The organism is Vibrio sp. V08_P9A1T1, from assembly GCF_963874405.1.
Lineage (GTDB): Bacteria > Pseudomonadota > Gammaproteobacteria > Enterobacterales > Vibrionaceae > Vibrio > Vibrio anguillarum.
This window is the reverse complement of record NZ_CAWNIB010000222.1, coordinates 37,839-60,277: the sequence shown is the minus strand read 5'-3', so window position 1 is coordinate 60,277 and position 22,439 is coordinate 37,839. Positions and strand designations below refer to the sequence as shown.

22 protein-coding genes are annotated in these 22,439 nt (G+C 45.2%); 19 read left to right on the top strand and 3 right to left on the bottom strand.

Annotation, left to right across the window (positions count from 1 at the left end; all coding sequences use genetic code 11):
* The first annotated feature begins 29 nt into the window (after nt 1–29).
* The 8 genes from nrdR (at nt 30) to pgpA (ending at nt 6,183) form a co-directional block, all read left to right on the top strand.
* Nucleotides 30–479: a transcriptional regulator NrdR gene (gene nrdR / locus AACT21_RS09225; RefSeq protein ID WP_010320136.1), complete on the top strand. Its 450-nt coding sequence runs from the start codon at nt 30–32 to the stop codon at nt 477–479.
* 6 nt (nt 480–485) lie between these two features.
* Nucleotides 486–1,583 (top strand): bifunctional diaminohydroxyphosphoribosylaminopyrimidine deaminase/5-amino-6-(5-phosphoribosylamino)uracil reductase RibD, encoded by a 1,098-nt coding sequence (gene ribD, locus AACT21_RS09220; protein WP_017047324.1) that lies wholly within the window; start codon nt 486–488, stop codon nt 1,581–1,583.
* 1 nt (nt 1,584) lies between these two features.
* Nucleotides 1,585–2,241 (top strand): riboflavin synthase, encoded by a 657-nt coding sequence (locus AACT21_RS09215; protein ID WP_010320134.1) that lies wholly within the window; start codon nt 1,585–1,587, stop codon nt 2,239–2,241.
* Nucleotides 2,242–2,329: 88 nt separating this feature from the next.
* Nucleotides 2,330–3,439: a bifunctional 3,4-dihydroxy-2-butanone-4-phosphate synthase/GTP cyclohydrolase II gene (gene ribBA, locus AACT21_RS09210; protein WP_013856195.1), complete on the top strand. Its 1,110-nt coding sequence runs from the start codon at nt 2,330–2,332 to the stop codon at nt 3,437–3,439.
* Nucleotides 3,440–3,647: 208 nt separating this feature from the next.
* Nucleotides 3,648–4,118, top strand: coding sequence for a 6,7-dimethyl-8-ribityllumazine synthase (gene ribH, locus AACT21_RS09205; protein ID WP_026027639.1), 471 nt, complete (start codon nt 3,648–3,650; stop codon nt 4,116–4,118).
* Entirely contained in the window at nt 4,118–4,585 is a 468-nt protein-coding gene (gene nusB, locus AACT21_RS09200) for a transcription antitermination factor NusB (RefSeq protein ID WP_013856197.1), read from the top strand. The genes ribH and nusB overlap by 1 nt, the downstream gene beginning before the upstream one ends.
* Before the next feature lie 123 nt (nt 4,586–4,708).
* A complete protein-coding gene (gene thiL, locus AACT21_RS09195) occupies nt 4,709–5,683 on the top strand; it encodes a thiamine-phosphate kinase (RefSeq protein ID WP_026027917.1) in 975 nt (324 codons plus the stop codon).
* Nucleotides 5,680–6,183: a phosphatidylglycerophosphatase A gene (pgpA, locus tag AACT21_RS09190; RefSeq protein WP_094163821.1), complete on the top strand. Its 504-nt coding sequence runs from the start codon at nt 5,680–5,682 to the stop codon at nt 6,181–6,183. The genes thiL and pgpA overlap by 4 nt, the downstream gene beginning before the upstream one ends.
* 144 nt (nt 6,184–6,327) lie before the next feature.
* Here the strand turns inward: pgpA and AACT21_RS09185 are convergent, their stop codons facing one another.
* The 3 genes from AACT21_RS09185 to map all read right to left on the bottom strand — a co-directional run bounded on the left by AACT21_RS09185 (nt 6,328) and on the right by map (nt 10,424).
* The gene (locus AACT21_RS09185) at nt 6,328–6,711 is read right to left on the bottom strand and encodes a DUF3461 family protein (RefSeq protein WP_026027637.1); all 384 of its coding nucleotides are present in this window, start codon (nt 6,709–6,711) and stop codon (nt 6,328–6,330) included.
* 128 nt (nt 6,712–6,839) lie between these two features.
* On the bottom strand, nt 6,840–9,464 hold the full coding sequence (gene glnD / locus AACT21_RS09180) for a bifunctional uridylyltransferase/uridylyl-removing protein GlnD (protein WP_094163819.1): 2,625 nt from the start codon (nt 9,462–9,464) through the stop codon (nt 6,840–6,842).
* A 117-nt stretch (nt 9,465–9,581) separates the two neighbouring features.
* Nucleotides 9,582–10,424, bottom strand: coding sequence for a type I methionyl aminopeptidase (gene map, locus AACT21_RS09175; RefSeq protein WP_017044011.1), 843 nt, complete (start codon nt 10,422–10,424; stop codon nt 9,582–9,584).
* Between the two features lie 384 nt (nt 10,425–10,808).
* On the opposite strand from map, the gene rpsB reads away from it, so the two are divergent.
* The 11 genes from rpsB to lpxD all read left to right on the top strand — a co-directional run bounded on the left by rpsB (nt 10,809) and on the right by lpxD (nt 22,356).
* A complete protein-coding gene (gene rpsB, locus AACT21_RS09170) occupies nt 10,809–11,540 on the top strand; it encodes a 30S ribosomal protein S2 (protein WP_013856204.1) in 732 nt (243 codons plus the stop codon).
* A gap of 128 nt (nt 11,541–11,668) precedes the next feature.
* Complete coding sequence (tsf, locus tag AACT21_RS09165) at nt 11,669–12,514, top strand: translation elongation factor Ts (protein ID WP_013856205.1); 846 nt, start codon at nt 11,669–11,671, stop codon at nt 12,512–12,514.
* Nucleotides 12,515–12,667: 153 nt separating this feature from the next.
* Complete coding sequence (gene pyrH, locus AACT21_RS09160; protein WP_010320123.1) at nt 12,668–13,399, top strand: UMP kinase; 732 nt, start codon at nt 12,668–12,670, stop codon at nt 13,397–13,399.
* A gap of 35 nt (nt 13,400–13,434) precedes the next feature.
* Nucleotides 13,435–13,992 carry a ribosome recycling factor gene (gene frr / locus AACT21_RS09155; RefSeq protein WP_010320122.1) on the top strand — a complete coding sequence of 186 codons (558 nt, stop codon included), beginning with the start codon at nt 13,435–13,437 and terminating at the stop codon, nt 13,990–13,992.
* 95 nt (nt 13,993–14,087) lie between these two features.
* Nucleotides 14,088–14,843, top strand: a complete 756-nt coding sequence (locus tag AACT21_RS09150; protein ID WP_094147259.1) for an isoprenyl transferase — start codon at nt 14,088–14,090, stop codon at nt 14,841–14,843.
* Between the two features lie 13 nt (nt 14,844–14,856).
* Nucleotides 14,857–15,699: a phosphatidate cytidylyltransferase gene (locus AACT21_RS09145; protein WP_094163817.1), complete on the top strand. Its 843-nt coding sequence runs from the start codon at nt 14,857–14,859 to the stop codon at nt 15,697–15,699.
* A gap of 48 nt (nt 15,700–15,747) precedes the next feature.
* The gene (gene ispC / locus AACT21_RS09140) at nt 15,748–16,956 is read left to right on the top strand and encodes a 1-deoxy-D-xylulose-5-phosphate reductoisomerase (protein ID WP_019282312.1); all 1,209 of its coding nucleotides are present in this window, start codon (nt 15,748–15,750) and stop codon (nt 16,954–16,956) included.
* Complete coding sequence (gene rseP, locus AACT21_RS09135) at nt 16,953–18,311, top strand: sigma E protease regulator RseP (protein WP_094163815.1); 1,359 nt, start codon at nt 16,953–16,955, stop codon at nt 18,309–18,311. Before ispC ends, rseP begins: the two co-directional genes overlap by 4 nt.
* 48 nt (nt 18,312–18,359) lie before the next feature.
* Nucleotides 18,360–20,792, top strand: coding sequence for an outer membrane protein assembly factor BamA (gene bamA / locus AACT21_RS09130; protein WP_017046601.1), 2,433 nt, complete (start codon nt 18,360–18,362; stop codon nt 20,790–20,792).
* A gap of 15 nt (nt 20,793–20,807) precedes the next feature.
* Nucleotides 20,808–21,317, top strand: a complete 510-nt coding sequence (locus AACT21_RS09125; protein ID WP_013856212.1) for an OmpH family outer membrane protein — start codon at nt 20,808–20,810, stop codon at nt 21,315–21,317.
* A 7-nt stretch (nt 21,318–21,324) separates the two neighbouring features.
* On the top strand, nt 21,325–22,356 hold the full coding sequence (gene lpxD, locus AACT21_RS09120) for a UDP-3-O-(3-hydroxymyristoyl)glucosamine N-acyltransferase (protein WP_017046602.1): 1,032 nt from the start codon (nt 21,325–21,327) through the stop codon (nt 22,354–22,356).
* Nucleotides 22,357–22,439: the final 83 nt, after the last annotated feature.

The following is a 22,439-nucleotide window of genomic DNA, read 5'->3' as shown; positions in this document are numbered from 1 at the left end:
ACACTGATGCTCATTGCTATGGAGGTGATATGCATTGTCCTTTTTGTTCAGAGAACGACACCAAAGTGATTGATTCTCGTCTTGTCGCAGATGGCCATCAAGTGCGCCGTCGCCGTCAATGTTTGGCATGTAATGAACGTTTTACCACGTTTGAATCGGCCGAGCTCTTGATGCCAAGAGTCATCAAATCAAATGGAAATCGTGAACCGTTTAACGAAGATAAAATGGTCGGTGGTATACAGCGAGCATTAGAAAAACGCCCCGTCAGCGCCGATGCGATTGAGCTTGCAATCAGTATGATTAAATCTCAGTTGCGAGCTACTGGTGAGCGAGAAGTCCCAAGTAAAATGATTGGTAACTTGGTGATGGAGCAGCTCAAAGTACTCGATAAAGTCGCTTACATCCGCTTTGCCTCCGTGTATCGCAGTTTTGAAGATATTCGTGAGTTTGGTGAAGAAATAGCGAAGCTGGAAGATTAATCGCTTATGTTTACTCCTTTTGATTATCAAATGATGTCGCGAGCCATTGAGCTTGCCAAAGGTGGCGTTTTTACCACTCAACCTAACCCCAATGTCGGCTGCGTGATCACTCAAGGAGAGCAGATTGTTGGTGAAGGTTTTCATGTTCGTGCTGGTGAGCCGCATGCGGAAGTGCACGCCTTACGCATGGCAAACGAGCAAGCGCAAGGCGCTACCGCTTATGTCACTTTAGAGCCTTGCTCGCATCATGGCCGTACACCGCCTTGCGCTGAAGGCTTGATTAACGCCAAAGTGGCGAAAGTGATTTGCGCAATGCAAGATCCGAATCCTCAAGTCGCTGGGCGTGGTATTCAAATGCTGCGTGACGCTGGGATTGAAGTCGAAGTCGGTTTGTTAGAAGCGGATGCCATCGCGCTCAATCCGGGTTTTATTAAACGCATGACAAGTGGGATGCCCTTTGTCCAATTGAAAATGGCCGCAAGTCTTGATGGACAAACAGCACTCAATAATGGTCAGAGTCAATGGATCACTTCAGCGGCCGCGCGGCGAGATGTGCAAAAATTTCGCGCCAAAGCGGGTGGGATTTTATCGACCAGCAAAACAGTGATTGAAGATGATGCTTCATTGACTGTGCGTTGGGATGAACTGCCTCCATCAGTGCAAGTGAACTACCCACAACATCAGTTACGCCAACCAGTGCGAGTCATTCTTGACAGGCAAAACCAACTCCATGATGGTCTAAAGCTGTATCAACATTCCGGTGAAGTATTGGTGCTTGGCACTGAACATACGTCATTGCTCAATAGCAACCAGACACAATTTGAGTTAGCGGATACCTTAGCTTATTTAGCTGAGCAGTCACAAATGAATCATCTCTGGGTAGAAGCTGGTGCCACACTGGCTCGTTCACTGATCCAAGCCCAATTGGTCGATGAGATCATTTTGTACTTAGCGCCTAAAATCATGGGTAGTGATGGTCGGGGGCTATTTGGTGCTTTGGGGCTATCTTCCATGGCGGATACGCTAGAGTTAATCATCAAAGATGTACGACAAGTTGGGCCGGATATTCGGATCATTGCCGTACCTAAAATAAAAGATAAATAGCATGTTTACAGGAATTATCGAGGCGGTAGGTACACTTGCCGCGATTACACCCAAAGGTGAAGACATCAGTGTGACCGTGAAAGTCGGTCATCTTGATATGAGCGATGTCAAACTTGGTGATAGTATTGCCACAAATGGTGTCTGTTTGACCGTGGTAGATTATAACAGCACTCAATATACAGCGGATCTCTCACTAGAAACGCTCAACAAAACCGGGTTTGCTCACTATCAAGTTGGTGACAAGGTCAACCTAGAAAAAGCCATGTTGCCCACCACTCGTTTTGGTGGACACATTGTTTCTGGGCACGTTGACGGTGTTGGTGAAATCATTGAACGTAATCCCGTTGGTCGTTCGATAGAGTTTTGGGTAGCGATCCCACCGGCATTGAATAAATACGTGGCTGAAAAAGGCTCAATTACAGTAGATGGTATCAGCCTCACTGTGAATGATTTAAGAAAGAATGCCTTTAAGCTGACCATAGTGCCTCACACTTCTGCCGAAACGACCATTGATGCGTTTCATGTTGGGCGTAAAGTGAATTTGGAAGTGGATGTGCTCGCGCGTTATATGGAGCGTTTGCTGCAAAACCAGCAAGATGAAGAGACACCAGAGTCGAAAATTAGCTTAGCATTTTTACAACAAAATGGTTTTGCGTAAACCGCGTATTGTCCCATGCCACCACGGTCGTGGATAAATCTAAGTCAGGGACTGTGCGGAAAATAGTTCAGCGATAGGAAAATAGAGTATGCCAATAAGTACCCCGCAAGAGATCATTGAAGATATTCGCCTTGGGAAAATGGTCATCTTAATGGATGACGAAGATCGTGAGAACGAAGGTGACTTGATCATGGCCGCCGAGCACGTTACTCCTGAAGCGATTAATTTTATGGCTAAATTTGGTCGTGGCCTGATCTGCTTAACCATGACTAAAGCTCGTTGTCAGCGTTTAGGCTTGGCTCCTATGGTGCAGGATAATAATGCTCAATACACCACCAATTTTACCGTCTCGATTGAAGCGGCCGAAGGCGTAACTACCGGCATTTCAGCGGCCGATCGCGCCGTGACGGTACAAGCTGCGGTGGCGAAAGAGGCGAAAGCTTCAGACTTAGTGCAACCTGGTCACATTTTCCCACTAGCTGCACAAGAGGGGGGCGTTTTAACTCGCGCTGGGCATACGGAAGCCGGTTGTGATTTGGCGCGCCTCGCTGGGTTAGAGCCCGCGTCTGTGATCGTCGAAATTTTAAATGATGATGGCACCATGGCGCGTCGCCCTGATCTTGAAGTGTTTGCCGAGCAACATGGTTTAAAACTCGGTACGATTGCTGATCTGATTGAATACCGTAACAATACTGAGACGACCATTGAGCGTGTTGCACAGTGCAAGTTGCCGACAGAATACGGTGAATTTGAACTGATCACTTACCGCGACGTGATTGATAATCAGATCCACTACGCATTGCAAAAAGGCACATTGGATGGTCAAGCGCCATTGGTGCGAGTTCATCTGCACGATACCTTTACCGATTTGCTGCGCAGTGATCGCAATGCTGAACGCAGTTGGACTTTAGATAAAGCGATGCAGCGTATCGGCCAAGAGGGCGGCGTATTGGTCATTTTAGGTAATGAAGAGTCGAGCGACTTATTGATCCACCGCGTTAAAATGTTTGAGCAACAAGACAAAGGCCAAGCGCCTACTTTAGCGAAAAAACAAGGCACTTCACGCCGTGTGGGGATTGGTTCACAAATTCTGGCGGATTTAGGTGTTCGTGATATGCGTTTACTCTCTTCAGCCAATAAAAAGTATCACGCTTTAGGCGGTTTCGGCTTGAATGTGACTGAGTATGTTTGCCAATAATGTCATCTCGTTTTAGCGCTTAGAACCTAAGGTCACATTTAAAAATACACCGTAATAAAACCAATAAAGGAAGCCCAACGCTTCCTTTATTATTTCGCTGATTAGCCGCTTGGTTTGCCGTCTAAGCCGAATTTCCATTAGATATTGCTCACAAAATTGTGCTAGAATCCGGCGATTCTCACTTGTGTATATAGTTAAAGGAAGGCTTATGAAAGTGATCGAGGGTGGTTTCCCCGCACCAAATGCAAAAATTGCTATCGTTATTTCTCGTTTCAACAGTTTTATTAACGAAAGCCTGCTTTCTGGTGCAATCGATACTTTAAAGCGTCACGGACAAGTTAGCGATGACAATATTACTGTTGTTCGCTGCCCTGGTGCTGTCGAATTACCTCTTACTGCTCAACGCGTAGCAAAAACGGGTAAATACGACGCTATCGTGTCTCTTGGCACTGTGATTCGTGGTGGTACGCCACACTTTGATTATGTGTGCAGTGAATGCAATAAAGGTTTGGCGCAAGTGTCTCTGGAATACAGCCTTCCAGTGGCATTTGGTGTTCTAACTGTTGATACCATCGATCAAGCCATTGAACGCGCGGGAACCAAGGCTGGTAACAAAGGTGCAGAAGCTGCACTAAGCGCGCTTGAGATGATTAACGTTCTTTCAGAAATCGATTCCTAATGGGGGCCAGTGTGAAACCAGCCGCACGTCGTAATGCACGTCAATTTGCGCTACAAGCAATTTATTCTTGGCAAATTACAAAAGAAAATGTTGCCACTATCGAAGAGCAATTCCTCTCGGGTGGTAAGTATGATGAAGAAGAGCATCATGCTGCTGAGCCAGCGTTAGCGGCTCCAGAAACCGACGTTGCATATTTCCGTGATCTACTCACGGGTGTAGTGCTAAGCCACACAGAGCTAGATAGCAAATTGCGTCCTTTCGTGTCTCGTCCAATGCAAGACTTAGACATGATGGAATTGGCGTTACTTCGTTTAGCCATGTACGAAATGACTCGTCGCGATGATGTGCCATATAAAGTGGTCATCAATGAGGCGATTGAGTTAGCAAAGGTATTTGCTGCTGAAGATAGCCATAAATTTGTGAATGGCGTGCTTGATAAAGCCGCCCCACATGTACGCAAAAAATAATAAGTCGTTTTAAAATAAAAGGTCAGCATTCGCTGACCTTTTTTATGACGGATCTTTCTCCGCGAAAGCCCTAAGCGATGAGAAATGATGTACATAATAAAAACTCAGGGCAGGGAATTTTTTATGTTCGGTGAATTCAATTTAATCGATACCTATTTCTCTAACCGTCAGTCACAACGTAAAGATGTCTCTCTTGCTCTAGGAGATGATTGTGCATTGGTCAAAGCACCAGAAAATGTTCGGATCGCCATCAGTACCGACACCTTAGTCGCAGGCACTCATTTTTTAACCGATGCGAATCCGGCTTGGGTGGCTCATAAAGCATTGTCATCTAACATCAGTGATTTGGCTGCGATGGGGGCAACGCCTGCTTGGGTATCGCTCGCACTCACTCTACCTAGTGTCGATGAAGCATGGCTAAAACCCTTTTGTGATGCTTTTTTCGAACTTGCGAATTACTACAATATTCAGCTAATTGGTGGGGATACAACCAAAGGACCATTGAGCATTACCTTGACAGTACAAGGTTTTGTGCCACAAGAATTGGCGCTGCTGCGCAGTGGAGCCAAAGTGGGAGATTGGGTTTACGTCACTGGTGAACTCGGTGATAGCCAAGCAGGGCTCGATGTGATTCTTGACCCAAGCTTACGCCATAAACCTTTTGCCCAAGAGCTTGAAAAGCGTCACTATCTCTCAACGCCAAGAATTCTTGCTGGCCAAGCATTGCTTCATTTGGCTTCTTCTGCAATTGATATTTCCGATGGTTTGGTGTCTGATCTCAAGCATATTTTGCATCGTTCAAATGTTGGGGTGAGTTTAGATGTTGGTGCGTTGCCTATTTCGCAAGAGCTGTTGCAGTTTGTGGGCGAGAGACAAATAGCCCAGCAATATGCACTAACCAGCGGTGAAGAGTATGAGTTGTGTTTCACTGTTCCAGAGCATAACCGAGGTTCCATCGAAAGTGCGCTTGCTCATTGCGGTTGTAAGGTGAGTTGCATTGGCCAAATTCGCCCGCAGGGTATTTTTGAGCTTCAGCATCAAGGAAAAAAACTCAATTGGCAGTTAAGCGGCTATGATCATTTTAAGGTGAACGGATGACAAACCCTATCGCATTAATCTCATTAAAGAACCCTTGGCATCTTTTGGCCACGGGTTTTGGCAGTGGCCTATCGCCTATCGTGCCCGGCACAATGGGAACGCTTGCCTCAGTGCCTTTTTATTTACTGTTAGTACAGCTACCTCTCACTGTATATTGTGCTGTGGTTGTGCTGGCTTGCTTGGTGGGCGTGAAAATTTGCCAAGTGACTTCTGACGACATGAAAGTGCATGACCACGGTTCGATTGTGTGGGATGAATTTGCCGGTTTTTGGATAACAATGCTAGTCGTGCCAGTGCTTGAACTGCCTAGTTTAGATTGGAAATGGCTGGTGGCTGGATTCGTGCTGTTTCGCTTTTTCGATATGCTCAAACCGTGGCCGATCAGTTGGTTAGATAAACGAGTGCATGGTGGTTTGGGGATTATGCTCGATGATATCGTGGCAGGTGTTGTATCCGCGATTGCGCTGTATTGGGTCGGCTTTTGGGCGGGTTGGTTATAACATTGTCAGCGTTCAATATTGATTGACGGCTTAGACTTAGCAACAAAAAAGGTTCCTTTGGGAACCTTTTTTGTCAGTGAAGAGTTATCTGAAACAGGGTTATTCGATGCTCTGGGTATCTAAAGTTACTTTACCGTCTTGAGACTATTTTAGCTTCTCTAAGTCAGCTTCAATTTCAGCGATTTTGCTCGTGACCACTTTTTCCAAATGGCGCAAGTCAGTCAATATTTTTTGCTTCAGATCGAGATCACTCATAGGAACCGGCTTAGTGATTTTATTTAGTTCATCAATCACCAAGGTTAAATTACGGTTGATCTCCGTCACCTCTTTGTATTGATGGCTGCCGCTATCGACCAATACATTTTTTACTTGTCGAGGGTATTTAAATTTCACGCTTTTAGCGAACAGCTCGCCTTTCTGCTTATGAAAGTAAATCTTCAACACATCTTTATGGGCTTCTTGACGAAGTGAATAGCGCTCAATCTGTTTAGGATCTTGAATGCCTAAACCGGTGAGGTAGGGATACATAGGCAACCTCTATTGTATTTTGTGACACATCAATGAACCATTTCAATGTAGCAGTCCATGCTCGCCCGAGATAGTTCATCGTGATATCAATGGTTCAAGTTGTGGACCAGATCGCTTTCCTTTTCCGTTTAATTTGGCGCGAGTTCAGAAACATTTTTAATCAGCATTTCACGTAACGTGCACTCTTCTTCTTCACTCAATTTTCCGCCTTGCGAACCGGTGAGAATAAACAAGTCTTCTGCTCGTTCGCCAATGGTGGTGATTTTTGCACCATGCAGGTTAATGTTTAAGTCAGCAAATGTGGCTCCGACCGTTGCCAGCAGTCCCGGAGTATCAAGTGCGACTAATTCCATTAAGGTTCGTTTATTGCTTTTGGTGGGTAAAAAATCGACTTTAGTTTTGACTTTAAAATGTTGCAAGTTACGTGGTGTGCGGCGCAATTTCAGTTTGTTCTGCCAACCCGTTTCTAGCCCACTGAGTAGGTGTTTGATCAACGATGGGTGACACTCTTCGTCAATTGCATGGCCGTTTTGATCCAGTACCATGAAGGTATCAAGGACGTAGCCATCTTTACTCGACATGATCTGCGCATCATGAACATTGAGATTTCGACGGTCCAGTTCAGCAACCACAGTCGCAAAGAGGGCGGGTTGATCTTTAGTGTAAACAAACAATTCAGTGCCGCCACGAGTGGCTTTTTTGCTCATTAGGATCAGCGGTTGGCTTGGGTCGCTATGTTTGAGTAGGTGCTCACAATGCCAAGCGATCTGCTTGTGAGTGTGACGCAAAAAGTAATCCGCTTTAAAGCGTTGCCAAAGCACTTCAATTTCGCGTGCGCTGTAGCCTTCTTTACGAAGCAATGCGGATGCCATTTGTTGGTTGTGGCGAATGCGATCGCGCACATCTACCGGGTTTTCAAGCCCACGCCTAAGTGCCCGCTGTGTTGAGTGATATAGCTCTGCCAGCAAGGTGCGTTTCCAACTGTTCCAAAGCTCAGGGTTGGTAGCGCAGATGTCGGCGACAGTCAGGCAAACAAGATGTTCGAGATACTCTTCATCGCGCACTTTTTTGGCAAATTCGGTAATGACATCTGGGTCGTAAATGTCGCGTCTTTGCGCCGTTACCGACATCAAGAGGTGGTTTTGTACCAGCCAAGAGACTAATTTTGCTTCAGGTTTTGATAAACCGTGTTCAATACAAAAATCATAGGCTTCTACCGCACCGATTTCAGAGTGATCGCCGCCACGCCCTTTGGCAATGTCGTGAAAAATAGCGGCCAGAATCAGCATCTCCTTTTTCTGGAGACGCGGGTAGACTTCGCAACAGATGGGGTGTTTATCGTGATTTTGTGCGTAGCTAAAGGTATTGATGTGTTTGAGAAGACGAATGCAGTGTTCATCGACCGTATAAACATGGAATAGGTCGAACTGCATTTGTCCAACAATTTGGCTCCATTGGGGAAGATAAGCGGCGAGCACGCCTAATTTATGCATCAGGCTGAATGCACGATGTAGTGCGTTAGGGTGACGTACCAATGCCATGAATTTTTCACGCGCTTCGGGAATGGTGTGCAGGAATTTATTGAGCCGCCTTCTGGCTGTACGCAACTGGCGCATGGTTGTGGGTGCGACGCTTTCGATGCTGGAATCATTGGCGATATGAATAAACATATCTAAGATCGTTTCAGGGCGAGCTTGGAAAAGCGCGGGTTTGCGAGCTTCTATTAAGTTGCCACGACGTTGAAAATCATCATCTAAAATTTCTGCCACGGCTTCTTCGCCGTTATTGAGTATGGCTTGATCAAACAGACGCAGGAGCATTTTGTTGAGTTCCGCAACACGACGTAGCGTACGGTAGAACTCTTTCATCATCATCTCGACTGCGCGATTCCCTTCACCCGTAAAGCCCAGATGTTCTGCCACTTGAGCTTGATGAGCAAAAATAAGCCGATTGTCATAGCGTTTTAATTCAATGTGCAGCGCAAAGCGCACGCGCCATAAAAAGTCTTGGCACTCTACTAGCTCACGATATTCAGCATCAGTTAAAAAACCAAAACGACTCATTTCAAGCAGTGATGTTGCACCAAAGTGGCGTCTAGCCACCCAGCTTAAAGTATGAATGTCCCTTAAGCCTCCAGGAGTCGATTTGATATCGGGTTCAAGGTTATAAGTGGTGTCATGGTAACGAGCGTGTCGGTCGCGCTGCTCTTGAATTTTGGCGCGGTAAAAGGTTTCGCTTGGCCAAAATGATTCGGAATGAATCAACATCTTGAGTTTATAAAATGTCTCTTCGCTGCCACATAATAACCGAGCTTCTTGTAAGTTTGTCGCGACGGTTAAATCTTCACGGCCAATCTCAGCGCACTGCTGCACGGTACGCACGGCATGGCCCACTTCTAAACGCAAATCCCACAACAGGGTAATGAATTCGCTAATTTTACTGCCGAGTTCAGCGGGTAAAGTATGATTGGAGACGACCAGAATATCGATATCCGAAAGAGGATGAAGTTCACCGCGGCCATAGCCTCCGACGGCCACTAAACTGATGTCTGGAACCTGCGAAAATGAATAATGTTCCCATAACCTGTAGAGCAGTTGGTCCATATATTCAGAGCGGCCTAATACTAGGTCGTTGACCGGATGGTGGTGCAAAAATTGATGTTTCTGATGCTGAGTGAACTGTTCAAGTTGTTGTTTAAGCTCGCCGATAGTGAGTTGTGTGTCAGTAAAGGTGAGGGGAGACTGAAAAGGCATAACGGCAATCCATGCTGGTGATATGTCACAACGTAGACTGACTGTATCAAATCACTGCAGATAAAAAAATATCCCTGCAAGAGGGATATTAATTGATAAGGTTTTGGTTCGATGTAATTAGGCGTTATGCATCAGACGCGGAATGGTTTCTTCTTCACGCAGCGTCAGCACTTCACAGCCAGTGGCGGTAACCAAAATGGTGTGTTCCCACTGCGCTGAGTTTTTGCCATCGGCAGTGTAAACCGTCCAATTGTCTTCATCATCAAGGCGGCAACCAAATTTACCCGCATTAATCATTGGCTCGATAGTGAAAATCATCCCTTCACGCAGTACGGTTCTGTCGCCGTTTTTATAGTGAACCACTTGTGGTTCTTCATGAAATTGAGCGCCAATACCGTGGCCGCAATAATCTTTCACAATCGAAAATTTAAGACGTGGGTTATTTTTATTATTGGTTTTAATGTGTTTTTCGATCGCAGTACCAATTTCACCCAATTGAACTCCGGGTTTGACCTTCTTCATGCCGATATAAAGACACTCTTGCGCAACAAGACATAGGCGCTTATCTGCTGGCGACACTTCACCGACAAAGAACATCTTTGAGGTATCACCGTGGTAGCCATCTTTAATAACCGTGATATCAATGTTCAGAATATCACCCTCTTTCAGTACCGCTGGACGCTGTAATTGCCCATACTGCGTATCTTGAGTTGCCGGAATGCCGTGACAAACAATGTGATTGATAGAGGTACAGATCGATTTAGGAAAACCGTGGTAATTCAATGGTGCTGGAATAGCTTGCTGTACTTCAGTGATGTACTTGTGGCAGATCTGGTCAAGTTCTTCAGTGGTGATGCCCACTTTTACATGCGGTTCAATCATCTCAAGGACATCGGCAGCCAGTTTACCCGCGACGCGCATTTTGGCTATTTCTTCAGCAGTTTTGATTTTTACAGACATCGGCTTTCTCTATGCATTAATTCTTAAGCACTTAACTGTGCGAATGGGCGTTATTCTAGCAGTGCATGGATGAATCGCAAGGGATCCCTGTCGGTAAGTAAGAATTGTTTGCATAACTACAGCTTACCTAAGCCATGATGTGTCGTATTTTTTTCTAGCCAGAGAAGGGCTAAATATGGTATAAAGCGCGCCGGAATCGAAGTGCGTTTTCTTCTGAAATGACGAAGCCCACCTTCCTTTCTAAACACATTATCTTTAAATCACACACATTCCGACACGTGTTCCGGGGTGCTCCAACAATAAAACTATCGGCAACAACCGAATAGATGTTAGGGGTCGGATACATGGGGAGTGTGGAGGCCTAACCCCATAGAGGATTTTTAAATGGCAACTGTATCAATGCGCGACATGCTAAAAGCTGGTGTTCACTTCGGTCACCAGACTCGTTACTGGAACCCAAAAATGAAGCCATTCATTTTTGGTGCTCGTAGCCGTGTTCACATCATCAACTTAGAAAAAACTGTTCCTATGTTCAACGAAGCTCTAGCTGAGCTACAAAAAGTTGGCGAGAAAAAAGGTAAAGTTCTTTTCGTTGGTACTAAACGCGCAGCATCTGAAGCTGTTAAAGAAGCGGCTATCGCAAGCAACCAATTCTACGTTAACAACCGCTGGTTGGGCGGCATGCTAACTAACTGGAAAACTGTTCGTCAGTCAATCAAGCGTCTAAAAGAGCTTGAAATTCAAGCAACAGATGGCACTTTTGATAAGCTAACTAAGAAAGAAGCTCTAATGCGTACTCGTGAAATGGAGAAGCTAGAGAAATCTCTTGGTGGTATCAAAGATATGGGCGGTCTACCTGACGCACTATTCGTTATCGATGCAGATCACGAGCACATTGCAGTTAAAGAAGCAAACAACCTAGGTATCCCAGTTTACGCTGTTGTTGATACTAACTCTAACCCAGATGGCGTTGACTACATTATCCCTGGTAACGACGACGCAATCCGTGCAATCCAGCTTTACCTAAATGCTGTTGCAGAAACGGTTAACGAAGGTCGTAACAAAGATGCAGCTGCACTTGCTGCTGCAAAAGACGGTTTCGTAGAAGCAGAATAATAGCGGCTCTGAGTCACACTTGATTATATGTGTCACACGATTGATGCATTGAACAAGTTATAGTTAGCATCAGGGGCCAAACAATCGGCCCCTGATTTTTACCACCAGAATCAACTGAGGAATAGAGAATGGCAACTGTAACTGCTGCTCTAGTAAAAGAACTGCGCGAGCGTACTGGCGCAGGTATGATGGAATGTAAAAAAGCGCTTGTAGAAGCAAACGCTGACATCGAACTAGCAATTGAAAACATGCGCAAAAGCGGCGCAGCTAAAGCAGCGAAAAAAGCAGGTAACATCGCAGCTGAAGGTACTATCCTAATTAAAGAAGCTGATGGTTTTGCAGCACTTCTAGAAGTGAACTGCCAAACTGACTTCGTAGCAAAAGATTCAAGCTTCCTAGCGTTCGCTAACGAAGTTCTAGCGGTTGCACTTGCTGAGCGTCTAGATATCGCAGCACTTCAAGCTAAATTTGAAGAAGCACGTATTGCTCTTGTTGCTAAAATTGGTGAAAACATCACTATCCGTCGCGTTCATTACATCGAAGGCGCTAAAGTAGGTTCATACCGCCATGGCGACCGTATCGGTGTTGTGGTTGCTGGTGAAGCGGATGAAGAGACCATCAAACACGTAGCAATGCACGTTGCTGCTGCAAAACCTGAGTACGTGAACCCTGAAGATGTACCAGCAGAAGTTGTGGCTAAAGAGCGTGAAATCCAAATCGAAATCGCAATGCAATCTGGCAAGCCAGCAGCAATTGCTGAGAAAATGGTTGAAGGCCGCATGACTAAGTTCACAGGTGAAGTATCACTTACTGGTCAAGCGTTCATCATGGATCCTTCTCAAACTGTTGGCGCAATGCTGAAAGCTAAAGGCGCAACCGTTACTAACTTCGTACGTCTAGAAGTTGGTGAAGGTATTGAGAAAGCTCAAGAACTTAGCTTCGCTGAAGAAGTTGCAATGGTTCAAAAAGGTTAATCCTAGCGATTTTGCCTAAGAAAGAGACCGTAGCCAAGGCTGCGGTCTTTTTACGAATGGCATATTGAGACTAATTGTGATGATTTAGAATTCAGTATTCAGTTTTAAATCATGACTGTTAATTAACAACTCTCTATTTGGAAGGTAAGCTCCATGACTACGAACCCTAAACCAGCCTATCAACGTATCCTGTTAAAACTTAGCGGTGAAGCGCTACAAGGCGAAGAAGGTTTTGGTATTGATCCTGCGGTGTTAGATCGCATGGCACAGGAAGTAAAAGAACTGGTTGAACTGGGTGTTCAAGTGGGTGTTGTCATCGGCGGCGGTAACTTATTCCGTGGCGCAGGTCTTGCTGAAGCGGGCATGAACCGTGTTGTGGGCGACCACATGGGAATGCTGGCAACCGTAATGAATGGTTTGGCGATGCGTGATGCTTTGCACCGTGCTTATGTGAATGCACGGGTGATGTCTGCCATTCCTCTTAAAGGTGTGTGTGACGATTACAATTGGGCCGATGCTATCAGCCAACTACGTCAAGGCCGTGTTGTGATCTTCTCTGCGGGTACTGGTAACCCATTCTTTACAACTGATTCTGCTGCCTGTTTGCGCGGTATTGAAATTGAAGCGGATGTGGTTCTAAAAGCGACAAAAGTAGATGGCGTATTTAGTGCAGACCCAGTGGCAAACCCAGACGCAGAACTGTATGATAAGCTGTCTTATACAACCGTGCTTGAAAAAGAGCTAAAAGTGATGGACTTGGCCGCGTTTACGCTAGCGCGTGACCATAAAATGCCAATCCGCGTATTTAATATGAACAAACCGGGCGCACTACGTCGCGTGGTAATGGGTGAAGCGGAAGGTACACTAATTAGCACCGCTGACTAATCACTCCAAAACAAAAAAACAAGTAGGTGATATTTGTGATTAACGAAATCAAGAAAGACGCTCAAGAGCGTATGGATAAGAGCGTAGATGCCCTGAAAAACAACCTTTCTAAGGTACGTACTGGTCGCGCTCACCCAAGTTTACTCTCCGGCATTTCTGTCGATTACTATGGTGCTTCGACACCGCTGAATCAAATCGCTAACGTTGTAGCTGAAGATGCACGTACTCTCGCGATCACTGTTTTTGATAAAGAGTTGACGCCAAAAGTTGAAAAAGCGATTTTGATGTCTGATTTGGGTCTAAACCCAATGTCTGCAGGTACGGTTATTCGTGTACCACTGCCACCACTGACCGAAGAACGTCGCCGTAATTTGGTGAAAATTGTTCGTGGTGAAGCCGAAGGTGGTCGCGTTGCGGTTCGCAACATTCGTCGTGATGCCAATGGCGACTTAAAAGCTCTACTGAAAGATAAAGAAATCTCTGAAGACGAAGATCATAAAGCGCAAGAAGAGATTCAAAAACTTACCGATGTAGCGATTAAGAGAATTGATGAAGTTCTTGCTGCAAAAGAAAAAGAGTTAATGGAAGTTTAATTCGCTCTTTTTAGCCTTTCTAAAACGCTGTGCTCACAGTGCAGCGTTTTTTTATGCTATTTTGCCCTATCAGTTTGGTAATCAATTAATTTCTTATGCAAAACTCATCCCTCTCATCTGATGTATTACCCCAACACATCGCAATTATTATGGACGGAAATGGCCGTTGGGCTAAAGCACAAGGTAAACCTCGTGTATTTGGCCATAAGAATGGTGTAGCAGCGGTCCGAAGAACGATTTCTACTGCAGCGAAATTGGGTATTAAAGCCGTTACTTTGTTTGCCTTTAGCAGTGAAAATTGGCGGCGTCCGGAAGCTGAAGTGGGCGTGTTGATGGAGTTATTTATTACTGTGCTATCCACAGAAGTAAAAAAGCTGCATAAGAACAATCTGCGTCTTAGGGTCATTGGTGATAAAACACGTTTTAGCTCACGCTTACAAACAAAAATCGCTCAGGCAGAAGAGTTAACCTCATCAAACAGTGGCATGGTCGTTAATATCGCCGCAAACTATGGCGGAAAATGGGATATCACAGAAGCAATGCGCTCTATCGCGCTCAAAGTGGCGAGCGGTGAGCTTTCTCCTGATCAGATTGACGAGACGCTGATTACACAGTCGCTAACGATGTCTGATATTCCTGAAGTGGATTTGCTCATTCGTACCAGCGGTGAATGTCGTATTAGTAATTTTATGTTGTGGCAATTGGCCTATGCAGAGATGTACTTTACGCCGATTTACTGGCCTGAGTTTGGTGAAGAAAGTTTAATTGAAGCAGTGACTTGGTTTGTTAACCGTGAACGCCGTTTTGGCTGCACAGGGGAACAGGTTAAGGCATTGATGGAACAGAAATAAAGGATCCATTAGTTTGAAGCAACGAATTATCACGGCGCTCATATTAGCTCCACTGGTGATGCTGGGCATTTTTGAACTGCCACTCCCCCTATTTATGGCCATTTTGGCCCTTGTGGCGCTCGTCGGTGTATGGGAATGGACGCAGTTTATCGATTCGACATCTAGGTATCTGGCGCTGTTGCCAGCCATTATTATTGGTGGAGCAAGTTACCTACTAATTTCCCCTGATGCCGTTAGCCTAGCCAGCATGAACTCGAATCACTATGTGATATTAAGTGTTGGGGTGGCTTGGTGGCTGTTTTCTAGCTTTTTAGCCATTACCTATCCTAAATCCCGTCCATGGTGGGAAAAATCCAATCTACTTAGGCACCTTTTTGGTGTGCTTACACTACTTCCTTTTTTCTGGAGCGTACTATTTTTACGCGCAGAAGCCTTTTTGAGTGAGCCATACCACGGTGCTAAGTTGGTGCTATTTGTCTGCTTAATTGTTTGGGCTGCAGACAGTGGCGCTTATTTTGCGGGCAAAAGTTTTGGTAAGCACAAAATGGCACCAGCAGTCAGTCCAAATAAAACCATTGAAGGGTTGATTGGTGGCATTATTACGGCATTGATTGTGGCGTGGTTTACTGCTGATTGGTTTGATATCCGGTTTACAAACACGCTGTCGATGGTCGGTATTACATTAGCGACTGTGATTATCTCTGTGCTCGGTGATCTGGTCGAAAGTATGTTTAAGCGCGTTTCAGGAATTAAAGACAGCAGTAATATTATTCCTGGGCATGGCGGCGTTTTGGATCGTATCGATAGCCTGACGGCTGCATTTCCTGTTTTTGCTCTACTGTATTTCATTTTCTAATGCTTGGGTTAAGCTGTCTTACCCCAATCTTAATTCACGGTTGTTGCTATGCGTAAGTTAACGATTCTCGGGGCCACAGGTTCAATTGGGGCAAGCACATTAAAAGTCGTGGCTCAAAATCCCGAACACTTTTCCGTTGTGGCTTTAGCCGCGGGAAATAATGTCAATAAAATGCGTGAGCTATGCCAGCGTTGGCAGCCAGTTTATGCGGTAATGGCAAACCAAAAGGCGGCGGATGAGCTTTTAGCTCAATTGCAGTCATTGAACTTAAAAACAACCGTATTATTTGGTGAAGACGCCATGTGCCACGTCGCCGCATTAGATGAGGTGGATACGGTGATGGCGGCGATTGTTGGTGCAGCAGGTTTGTTACCAACCATGGCCGCGGTAAAGGCGGGCAAGCGTGTTTTGTTGGCAAACAAAGAAGCCTTGGTGATGTCTGGCCAATTGTTTATTGATGCGGTCGAAAAACACGGTGCGGAATTGCTCCCTGTCGATAGCGAACATAACGCGATTTTTCAATGCTTACCCCCTGAAATACAAGGCTCTTTGGGTCGCTGTGATTTACAAGAACATGGTGTGCAACATATTCTGCTCACGGGTTCTGGCGGCCCTTTTCGCTATAGTGATTTATCCACGTTAGCTGATGTTTCACCACAGCAAGCGATTGCTCATCCTAACTGGTCGATGGGGCCGAAAATTTCGGTTGATTCCGCTACCATGATGAACAAAGGTTTGGAATATATTGAAGCTAAGTGGTTGTTTAATGCATCGAAACAGCAATTAAAAGTGTTAATCCACCCACAATCGGTGATCCACTCTATGGTGCAGTACCGCGATGGTTCGGTGCTTGCGCAAATGGGGGAACCCGATATGTCCACGCCAATTGCTTTAACTCTCTCTTATCCAGAACGCATTACTGCGGGTGTTCCGGCACTGGATTTTACCAAATTAAGTAATTTGAGTTTTATGGATGTGGACTACGAGCGTTATCCTTGTTTGGGATTGGCGATTGATGCTTGCTATCAAGGGCAACATGCCACCACCTCTTTAAATGCAGCCAACGAAATAGCTGTTGAAGCTTTTTTAAATAAGCAAATTCGTTTTACCGATATCGCACAAGTTAATGAACGTGTATTGTCAAAAGTGTGTGCAGCACATACTCAGTTACATTGCTATGACTTGGAAAGCTTGTTAGAGCTCGATAGAATGGCGCGCACTATTGCCCAGCAAATCATACAAGAGCATTTATTATGAGTGGTATTTTGTGGAATTTCGTCTCTTTCATCATTGCGTTAGGTATATTGGTTGCTGTGCATGAATTTGGTCATTTTTGGGTAGCACGTCGCTGCGGAATTAAAGTCGAAAAATTTTCCATTGGCTTTGGTAAATCACTTTGGAGCCGAGTAGCCAAAGATGGCACCGAGTACAACCTCTCAATGATTCCTCTCGGCGGCTACGTTAAAATGCTCGATAGCCGTGTTGATGATGTTCCAGCTGAATTAAAACCCTTAGCTTTTGACCAAAAACCATTGTGGAAACGTGTCGCTGTCGTGAGTGCTGGGCCTGCTTTTAACTTTTTCTTCGCCATTTTTGCCTATTGGCTCGTGTTCTTAATTGGTGTCCCAGCGGTAAAACCTGTGATTGGCGAAATTGCTCCGCAATCGATCGCCGCTCAAGCGGGTTTAGAGCCAGGAATGCAGATCAAAGCAGTCTCAGGAGTGAATACCTTAGATTGGGAATCGGTCAATATGGGGCTGATTAGCCATATTGGTGATGAACAATTAACGCTCACCGTCGGAACCAATAATGAAATTGGTGTGGATGAAATCAAAACATTAGATATCCGTTCTTGGAACTTTAACCCAGAAACAGAGTCTGCTATGGGAGCGTTAGGTTTTAAACCATTTGTTCCTGAAATATCGCTGACGCTAACCAATGTTTCTCAAGGCAGCGCCGGAGAGAAGGCCGGGTTAGAAGTTGGCGACACCTTGATCGAAGCCAACGGTGCGAAGATAAACCATTGGCAGCAAGTTGTGGAGTTGATACAAAGCCATCCCAATCAGCCAGTTTCATTGGTTGTTGTGCGTGATGAACAACGCTTGACTATCGAGCTTACGCCTGACGTTCGTGAGTTACCGCAAGGCAAAACGATAGGTTTTGCGGGAATCGCTCCTAAAGTCGCAGAATGGCCGGAAAGTTATCGATTTGAGCTGCAATATGGTGTATTTGAATCAGTCGGAAAAGCGGTTGAAAAAACACAGCAAGTGATCAACTTAACCGTCAGCATGTTGAAAAAACTGGTGGTCGGTGATGTGGGGTTGAATAATCTGAGTGGGCCAATTTCGATTGCCAAAGGAGCTGGAACTACCGCTGACTATGGTTTGGTCTATTTCTTGGGTTTTCTGGCTCTGATTAGTGTCAACTTAGGCATTATCAATCTAGTACCACTGCCAATGTTAGATGGCGGACACTTACTGTTTTTTGCAATTGAAGCCGTTATTCGTCGTCCTGTCCCAGAGAAGATTCAAGAAATGGGATACCGAATTGGTGGGGCGATCATCTTTTCTTTGATGGCTGTGGCAATATTTAATGATTTTAGTCGCCTGTGATTTGTAACCATTAGGCAGAAGTTGTAGCAAGGAATAACAAGAATAAATATGGCAATGAAACAGATCCTTTTCGCGACACTATTGGCAACCAGCCTCTCAGCACATAGTGCCGAGAATTTCGTAGTGCAGGATATTCAAATTGAAGGGCTTCAACGCGTTGCGCTCGGCGCCGCATTGCTTAAAATGCCCGTTCGAATTGGCGATACCGTTGATGCACAAGATGTCGCGGATATTATCAAAGCACTTTACACTTCGGGCAACTTTGAAGACATCAAAGTATTACGAGACAACAACGTTCTGATCGTTCAGGTTAAAGAACGTCCAACCATTGCAAGTGTTTCCTTCTCTGGAAATAAAGCGATCAAAGAAGAGCAGTTGCAGCAGAATCTTGATGCATCCAATATCCGCATCGGTGAGGCGCTTGATCGTACGACCTTGAGCAACATTGAAAAGGGGTTGGAAGATTTTTACTACAGCGTGGGTAAGTACAACGCGACCGTAAAAGCGGTGGTGACACCTTTACCTCGCAACCGTGCTGACCTTAAATTTGTGTTCAGTGAAGGGGTTTCTGCGAAAATCCAGCAAATCAACTTTATTGGCAATGAAGTGTTTAGTGACCAAGATTTACTGTCACGCTTCAATTTGAATGTCGATGTGGCGTGGTGGAATTTCCTCTCTGATGATAAATACCAAAAGCAGGTCTTAGCCGCTGATATTGAAGCTTTGCGCTCTTTCTACCTCGACCGTGGCTACTTAAAGTTTCAAGTCGATTCCACACAAGTTGCTATTTCTCCTGATAAAAAAGGCGTTTATATCACTTTAGGCATTAGCGAAGGTCAGCCTTATAAAATCAAAGACGTTAAATTCCGCGGAGAGCTGATTGGCAAAGAGGCTGAATTTACCGCTTTGATCCCGTTTGAAGCCGAGGAAACCTATAACGGCTCACTGGTGACCAAGCTTGAAGAAGATGTAAAACGAGTATTGGGTGAAGCTGGCTATGCTTATCCTCAAGTTCGAACCATCCCAGAATTTAATGATGAAACGCAAGAAGTTTCCTTGGTTGTTCATGTGGAAGCGGGTAAGCGTATCTATGTCCGTGATATTCGCTTTGTCGGTAATAACTCAACCAAAGATGAAGTTTTGCGCCGCGAAATGCGTCAAATGGAAGGCAGTTGGCTGAGCTCTAAAGCGATTGATACGGGTAAGAGCCGTTTGAACCGTCTTGGCTTCTTTGAAACAGTGGATGTGCAAACCGTACGTGTACCTGGTAGTGAAGACCAAGTCGATCTGGTGTACAACGTGAAAGAGGCCAACTCAGGTAGTGTTAACTTTGGTGTCGGTTATGGTACAGAATCAGGCGTGAGTTTTCAGGTTGGTTTACAACAAGACAACTTCATTGGTTCAGGTAATCGAGTTGGCATCAATGCCATGATGAACGACTATCAAAAGAACATCAGTTTAGATTACCGTGATCCCTATTGGAACCTTGATGGTGTCAGTTTGGGTGGTAAGATTTTCTATAACCAGTTTGAGGCTTCTGAAGCTGGTATTGTTGATTATACCAATGAAAGTTACGGCACAAGTTTAACGTGGGGTTTCCCATTTGACGAATTAAACCGTTTTGACCTCGGTATCGGTTATACGCACAACAAGATCGGTAATATCGATGAGTATGTGCAAGTTAGTCAATTCTTACAGTCTCAAGCGAGTAACCGTAGCGATGATGGCAGTTTGATCACCAATGACTTTGACGTCAACATCTCATGGACGCGCAATAATTTAAACCGAACCATTTTCCCAACGGCGGGGAATCACCAACGCGCTTTCTACAAGATGACCGTGCCGGGTTCAGACGTAAAGTATTTCAAAGCGCAGTACGATGTCCGCCAGTATTTCCCATTAACCAAAAAACATGAGTTTTCACTCTTGCTAAGAGGACGCTTAGGGTATGGTAATGGTTACGGGAAAACGGATGGTAACGATAACTTGTTCCCATTCTATGAAAACTATTATGCAGGTGGTTTTACCACTTTGCGTGGTTTTGGATCTAACTCGGCTGGACCGAAAGCGATTTATAACGATGCGACAGGCTGTAATGGCAATAATGGTGGCAACAACCGCTGCTATAGCGCAACAGATGACTCTGTCGGTGGTAACGCGGTCGCGCTGGCCAGCGTAGAGCTGATTGTACCGACGCCATTTGCCTCTGATGAAACTCGTAGCCAAATTCGCACCAGCATCTTCTTCGATATGGCCAGCGTTTGGGATACAGAGTTCGATTACAAAGATGGGAAACTCGGTTATGGTGATCAGTATTATTACGATTACTCAGATCCAATGAATTACCGTTCCTCTTATGGTGCGGCACTACAGTGGATGTCACCTATGGGGCCATTGGTATTTTCAATTGCCAAACCTATTAAAATTTATGAAGGTGATAATGAAGAGTTCTTCACTTTCACGATCGGCAGAACATTCTAATTAGAGGAAAGTATTTTGAAAAAAGCGATTCAAGCGGCAGGATTGGGCCTAGTTGTACTGAGTTCATCATTTTTTGCGCAAGCCGCTGAGGCGGCGCAGAAAGTAGGTTACATTAATACCGCGCAAGTATTCCAAGCATTACCTCAACGAGAAGTTGTGCTGCAAAAATTACAAGAAGAGTTTAAAGATAAAGGGGCAGAGCTACAGTCAATTCAAGCTGAAGCAAAAACCAAAATTGAAAAACTTAAACGTGATGGCGAACTGCTAGGTCAAGATGAGATCGAGAAGCTGCGTATTGAAATTGGTCAATTAGACAGCAAGTACAAAATCAAAGCGCAAGCGTTAGAGCAAGCCTCAGCGCGTCGTGAGAGTGAAGAGAAGCAAAAACTCTTCATGGTGATTCAAGACGCTGTGAAGAAAGTTGCGGAAAAAGAAGGTTATGACATCGTTGTTGACGTGCAAGCTATGCAATATGGTAAGCCGGACTACAACCTATCAGAGAAAGTAATTAAACAACTAAAATAATATTATTATGGCAAAACTGACTTTAGCCGAATTGGCAACCATCACCGGGGGAGAGCTGTTTGGTGATGGCTCTGCGACAGTTTCCGCTGTCGCACCTATGGATAAGGCGCAGGAAGGTTACGTAACTTTCCTCTCTAATCCCAAATATAACAAACACCTTGGTCAATGCCGCGCAACGGTGATTATGGTCAAGGCTAGTGAACGTGAATTGTGTACAACCAATGTATTGGTCGTCGCTGATCCATACGTTGCTTTTGCAAAGGTGGCGCAAGCGCTGGACACGACACCGCGACCTGCGAGTGATATCAGCTCTTCTGCGGTCGTTGCACCGGATGCCCAGCTAGGGCAGAACGTTTCTATTGGTGCAAACGCGGTCATTGAGACGGGCGTGCAACTGGGCGATAACGTCTCCATTGGTGCCGGCTGTTTCATCGGTAAAAACGCCAAAATTGGCGCTAACACCCAGTTGTGGGCAAATGTCAGCGTTTACCACGAAGTGGAAATTGGCTCGGCGTGCCTTATTCAGTCAGGTGCCGTGATTGGTTCTGATGGTTTTGGCTATGCCAATGAGAAAGGTGAGTGGATTAAAATTCCGCAAATTGGCACAGTCCGGATCGGTAATCGAGTTGAAATCGGTGCCTGCACGACAATTGATCGTGGCGCATTAGATGACACGATTATTGAAGATAACGTCATTCTCGATAACCAATTACAGATAGCACATAACGTCTGTATTGGCTATGGCACTGCAATTGCTGGCGGTACCATCATTGCTGGCAGCACCCACATAGGTAAATATTGCATTATTGGTGGCGGTGCGGTGATCAATGGCCATATCGAGATTGTCGATGGGGTCACTATTACTGGCATGGGGATGGTGATGCGTAGCATCACCGAGAAAGGCATGTTCTCTTCTGGTATTCCGTTGCAACCGAACAAAGAATGGCGTAAAACTGCCGCTCGCGTTCACCGTATCGAAGATATGCACAAGCGACTTAAAGCACTTGAAAAGTACTTAGAGCAGGAAGCGGAATCCTAATTCTACTTTTTCCCGATTAGGCTCGCCAATTGCGAGTCTTTTTCGTCTATAATGCCAAATAATTTTTGAAAGTTTTACTGTAT

Bases quoted from the DNA above. Each gene is read 5' to 3' on its own strand.
- nrdR (WP_010320136.1), top strand. From the start codon at position 30: ATGCATTGTCCTTTTTGTTCAGAGAACGACACCAAAGTGATTGATTCT.
- ribD (WP_017047324.1), top strand. From the start codon at position 486: ATGTTTACTCCTTTTGATTATCAAATGATGTCGCGAGCCATTGAGCTT.
- AACT21_RS09215 (WP_010320134.1), top strand. From the start codon at position 1,585: ATGTTTACAGGAATTATCGAGGCGGTAGGTACACTTGCCGCGATTACA.
- ribBA (WP_013856195.1), top strand. From the start codon at position 2,330: ATGCCAATAAGTACCCCGCAAGAGATCATTGAAGATATTCGCCTTGGG.
- ribH (WP_026027639.1), top strand. From the start codon at position 3,648: ATGAAAGTGATCGAGGGTGGTTTCCCCGCACCAAATGCAAAAATTGCT.
- nusB (WP_013856197.1), top strand. From the start codon at position 4,118: ATGGGGGCCAGTGTGAAACCAGCCGCACGTCGTAATGCACGTCAATTT.
- thiL (WP_026027917.1), top strand. From the start codon at position 4,709: ATGTTCGGTGAATTCAATTTAATCGATACCTATTTCTCTAACCGTCAG.
- pgpA (WP_094163821.1), top strand. From the start codon at position 5,680: ATGACAAACCCTATCGCATTAATCTCATTAAAGAACCCTTGGCATCTT.
- AACT21_RS09185 (WP_026027637.1), bottom strand. From the start codon at position 6,711: ATGTATCCCTACCTCACCGGTTTAGGCATTCAAGATCCTAAACAGATT.
- glnD (WP_094163819.1), bottom strand. From the start codon at position 9,464: ATGCCTTTTCAGTCTCCCCTCACCTTTACTGACACACAACTCACTATC.
- map (WP_017044011.1), bottom strand. From the start codon at position 10,424: ATGTCTGTAAAAATCAAAACTGCTGAAGAAATAGCCAAAATGCGCGTC.
- rpsB (WP_013856204.1), top strand. From the start codon at position 10,809: ATGGCAACTGTATCAATGCGCGACATGCTAAAAGCTGGTGTTCACTTC.
- tsf (WP_013856205.1), top strand. From the start codon at position 11,669: ATGGCAACTGTAACTGCTGCTCTAGTAAAAGAACTGCGCGAGCGTACT.
- pyrH (WP_010320123.1), top strand. From the start codon at position 12,668: ATGACTACGAACCCTAAACCAGCCTATCAACGTATCCTGTTAAAACTT.
- AACT21_RS09150 (WP_094147259.1), top strand. From the start codon at position 14,088: ATGCAAAACTCATCCCTCTCATCTGATGTATTACCCCAACACATCGCA.
- ispC (WP_019282312.1), top strand. From the start codon at position 15,748: ATGCGTAAGTTAACGATTCTCGGGGCCACAGGTTCAATTGGGGCAAGC.
- rseP (WP_094163815.1), top strand. From the start codon at position 16,953: ATGAGTGGTATTTTGTGGAATTTCGTCTCTTTCATCATTGCGTTAGGT.
- bamA (WP_017046601.1), top strand. From the start codon at position 18,360: ATGGCAATGAAACAGATCCTTTTCGCGACACTATTGGCAACCAGCCTC.
- lpxD (WP_017046602.1), top strand. From the start codon at position 21,325: ATGGCAAAACTGACTTTAGCCGAATTGGCAACCATCACCGGGGGAGAG.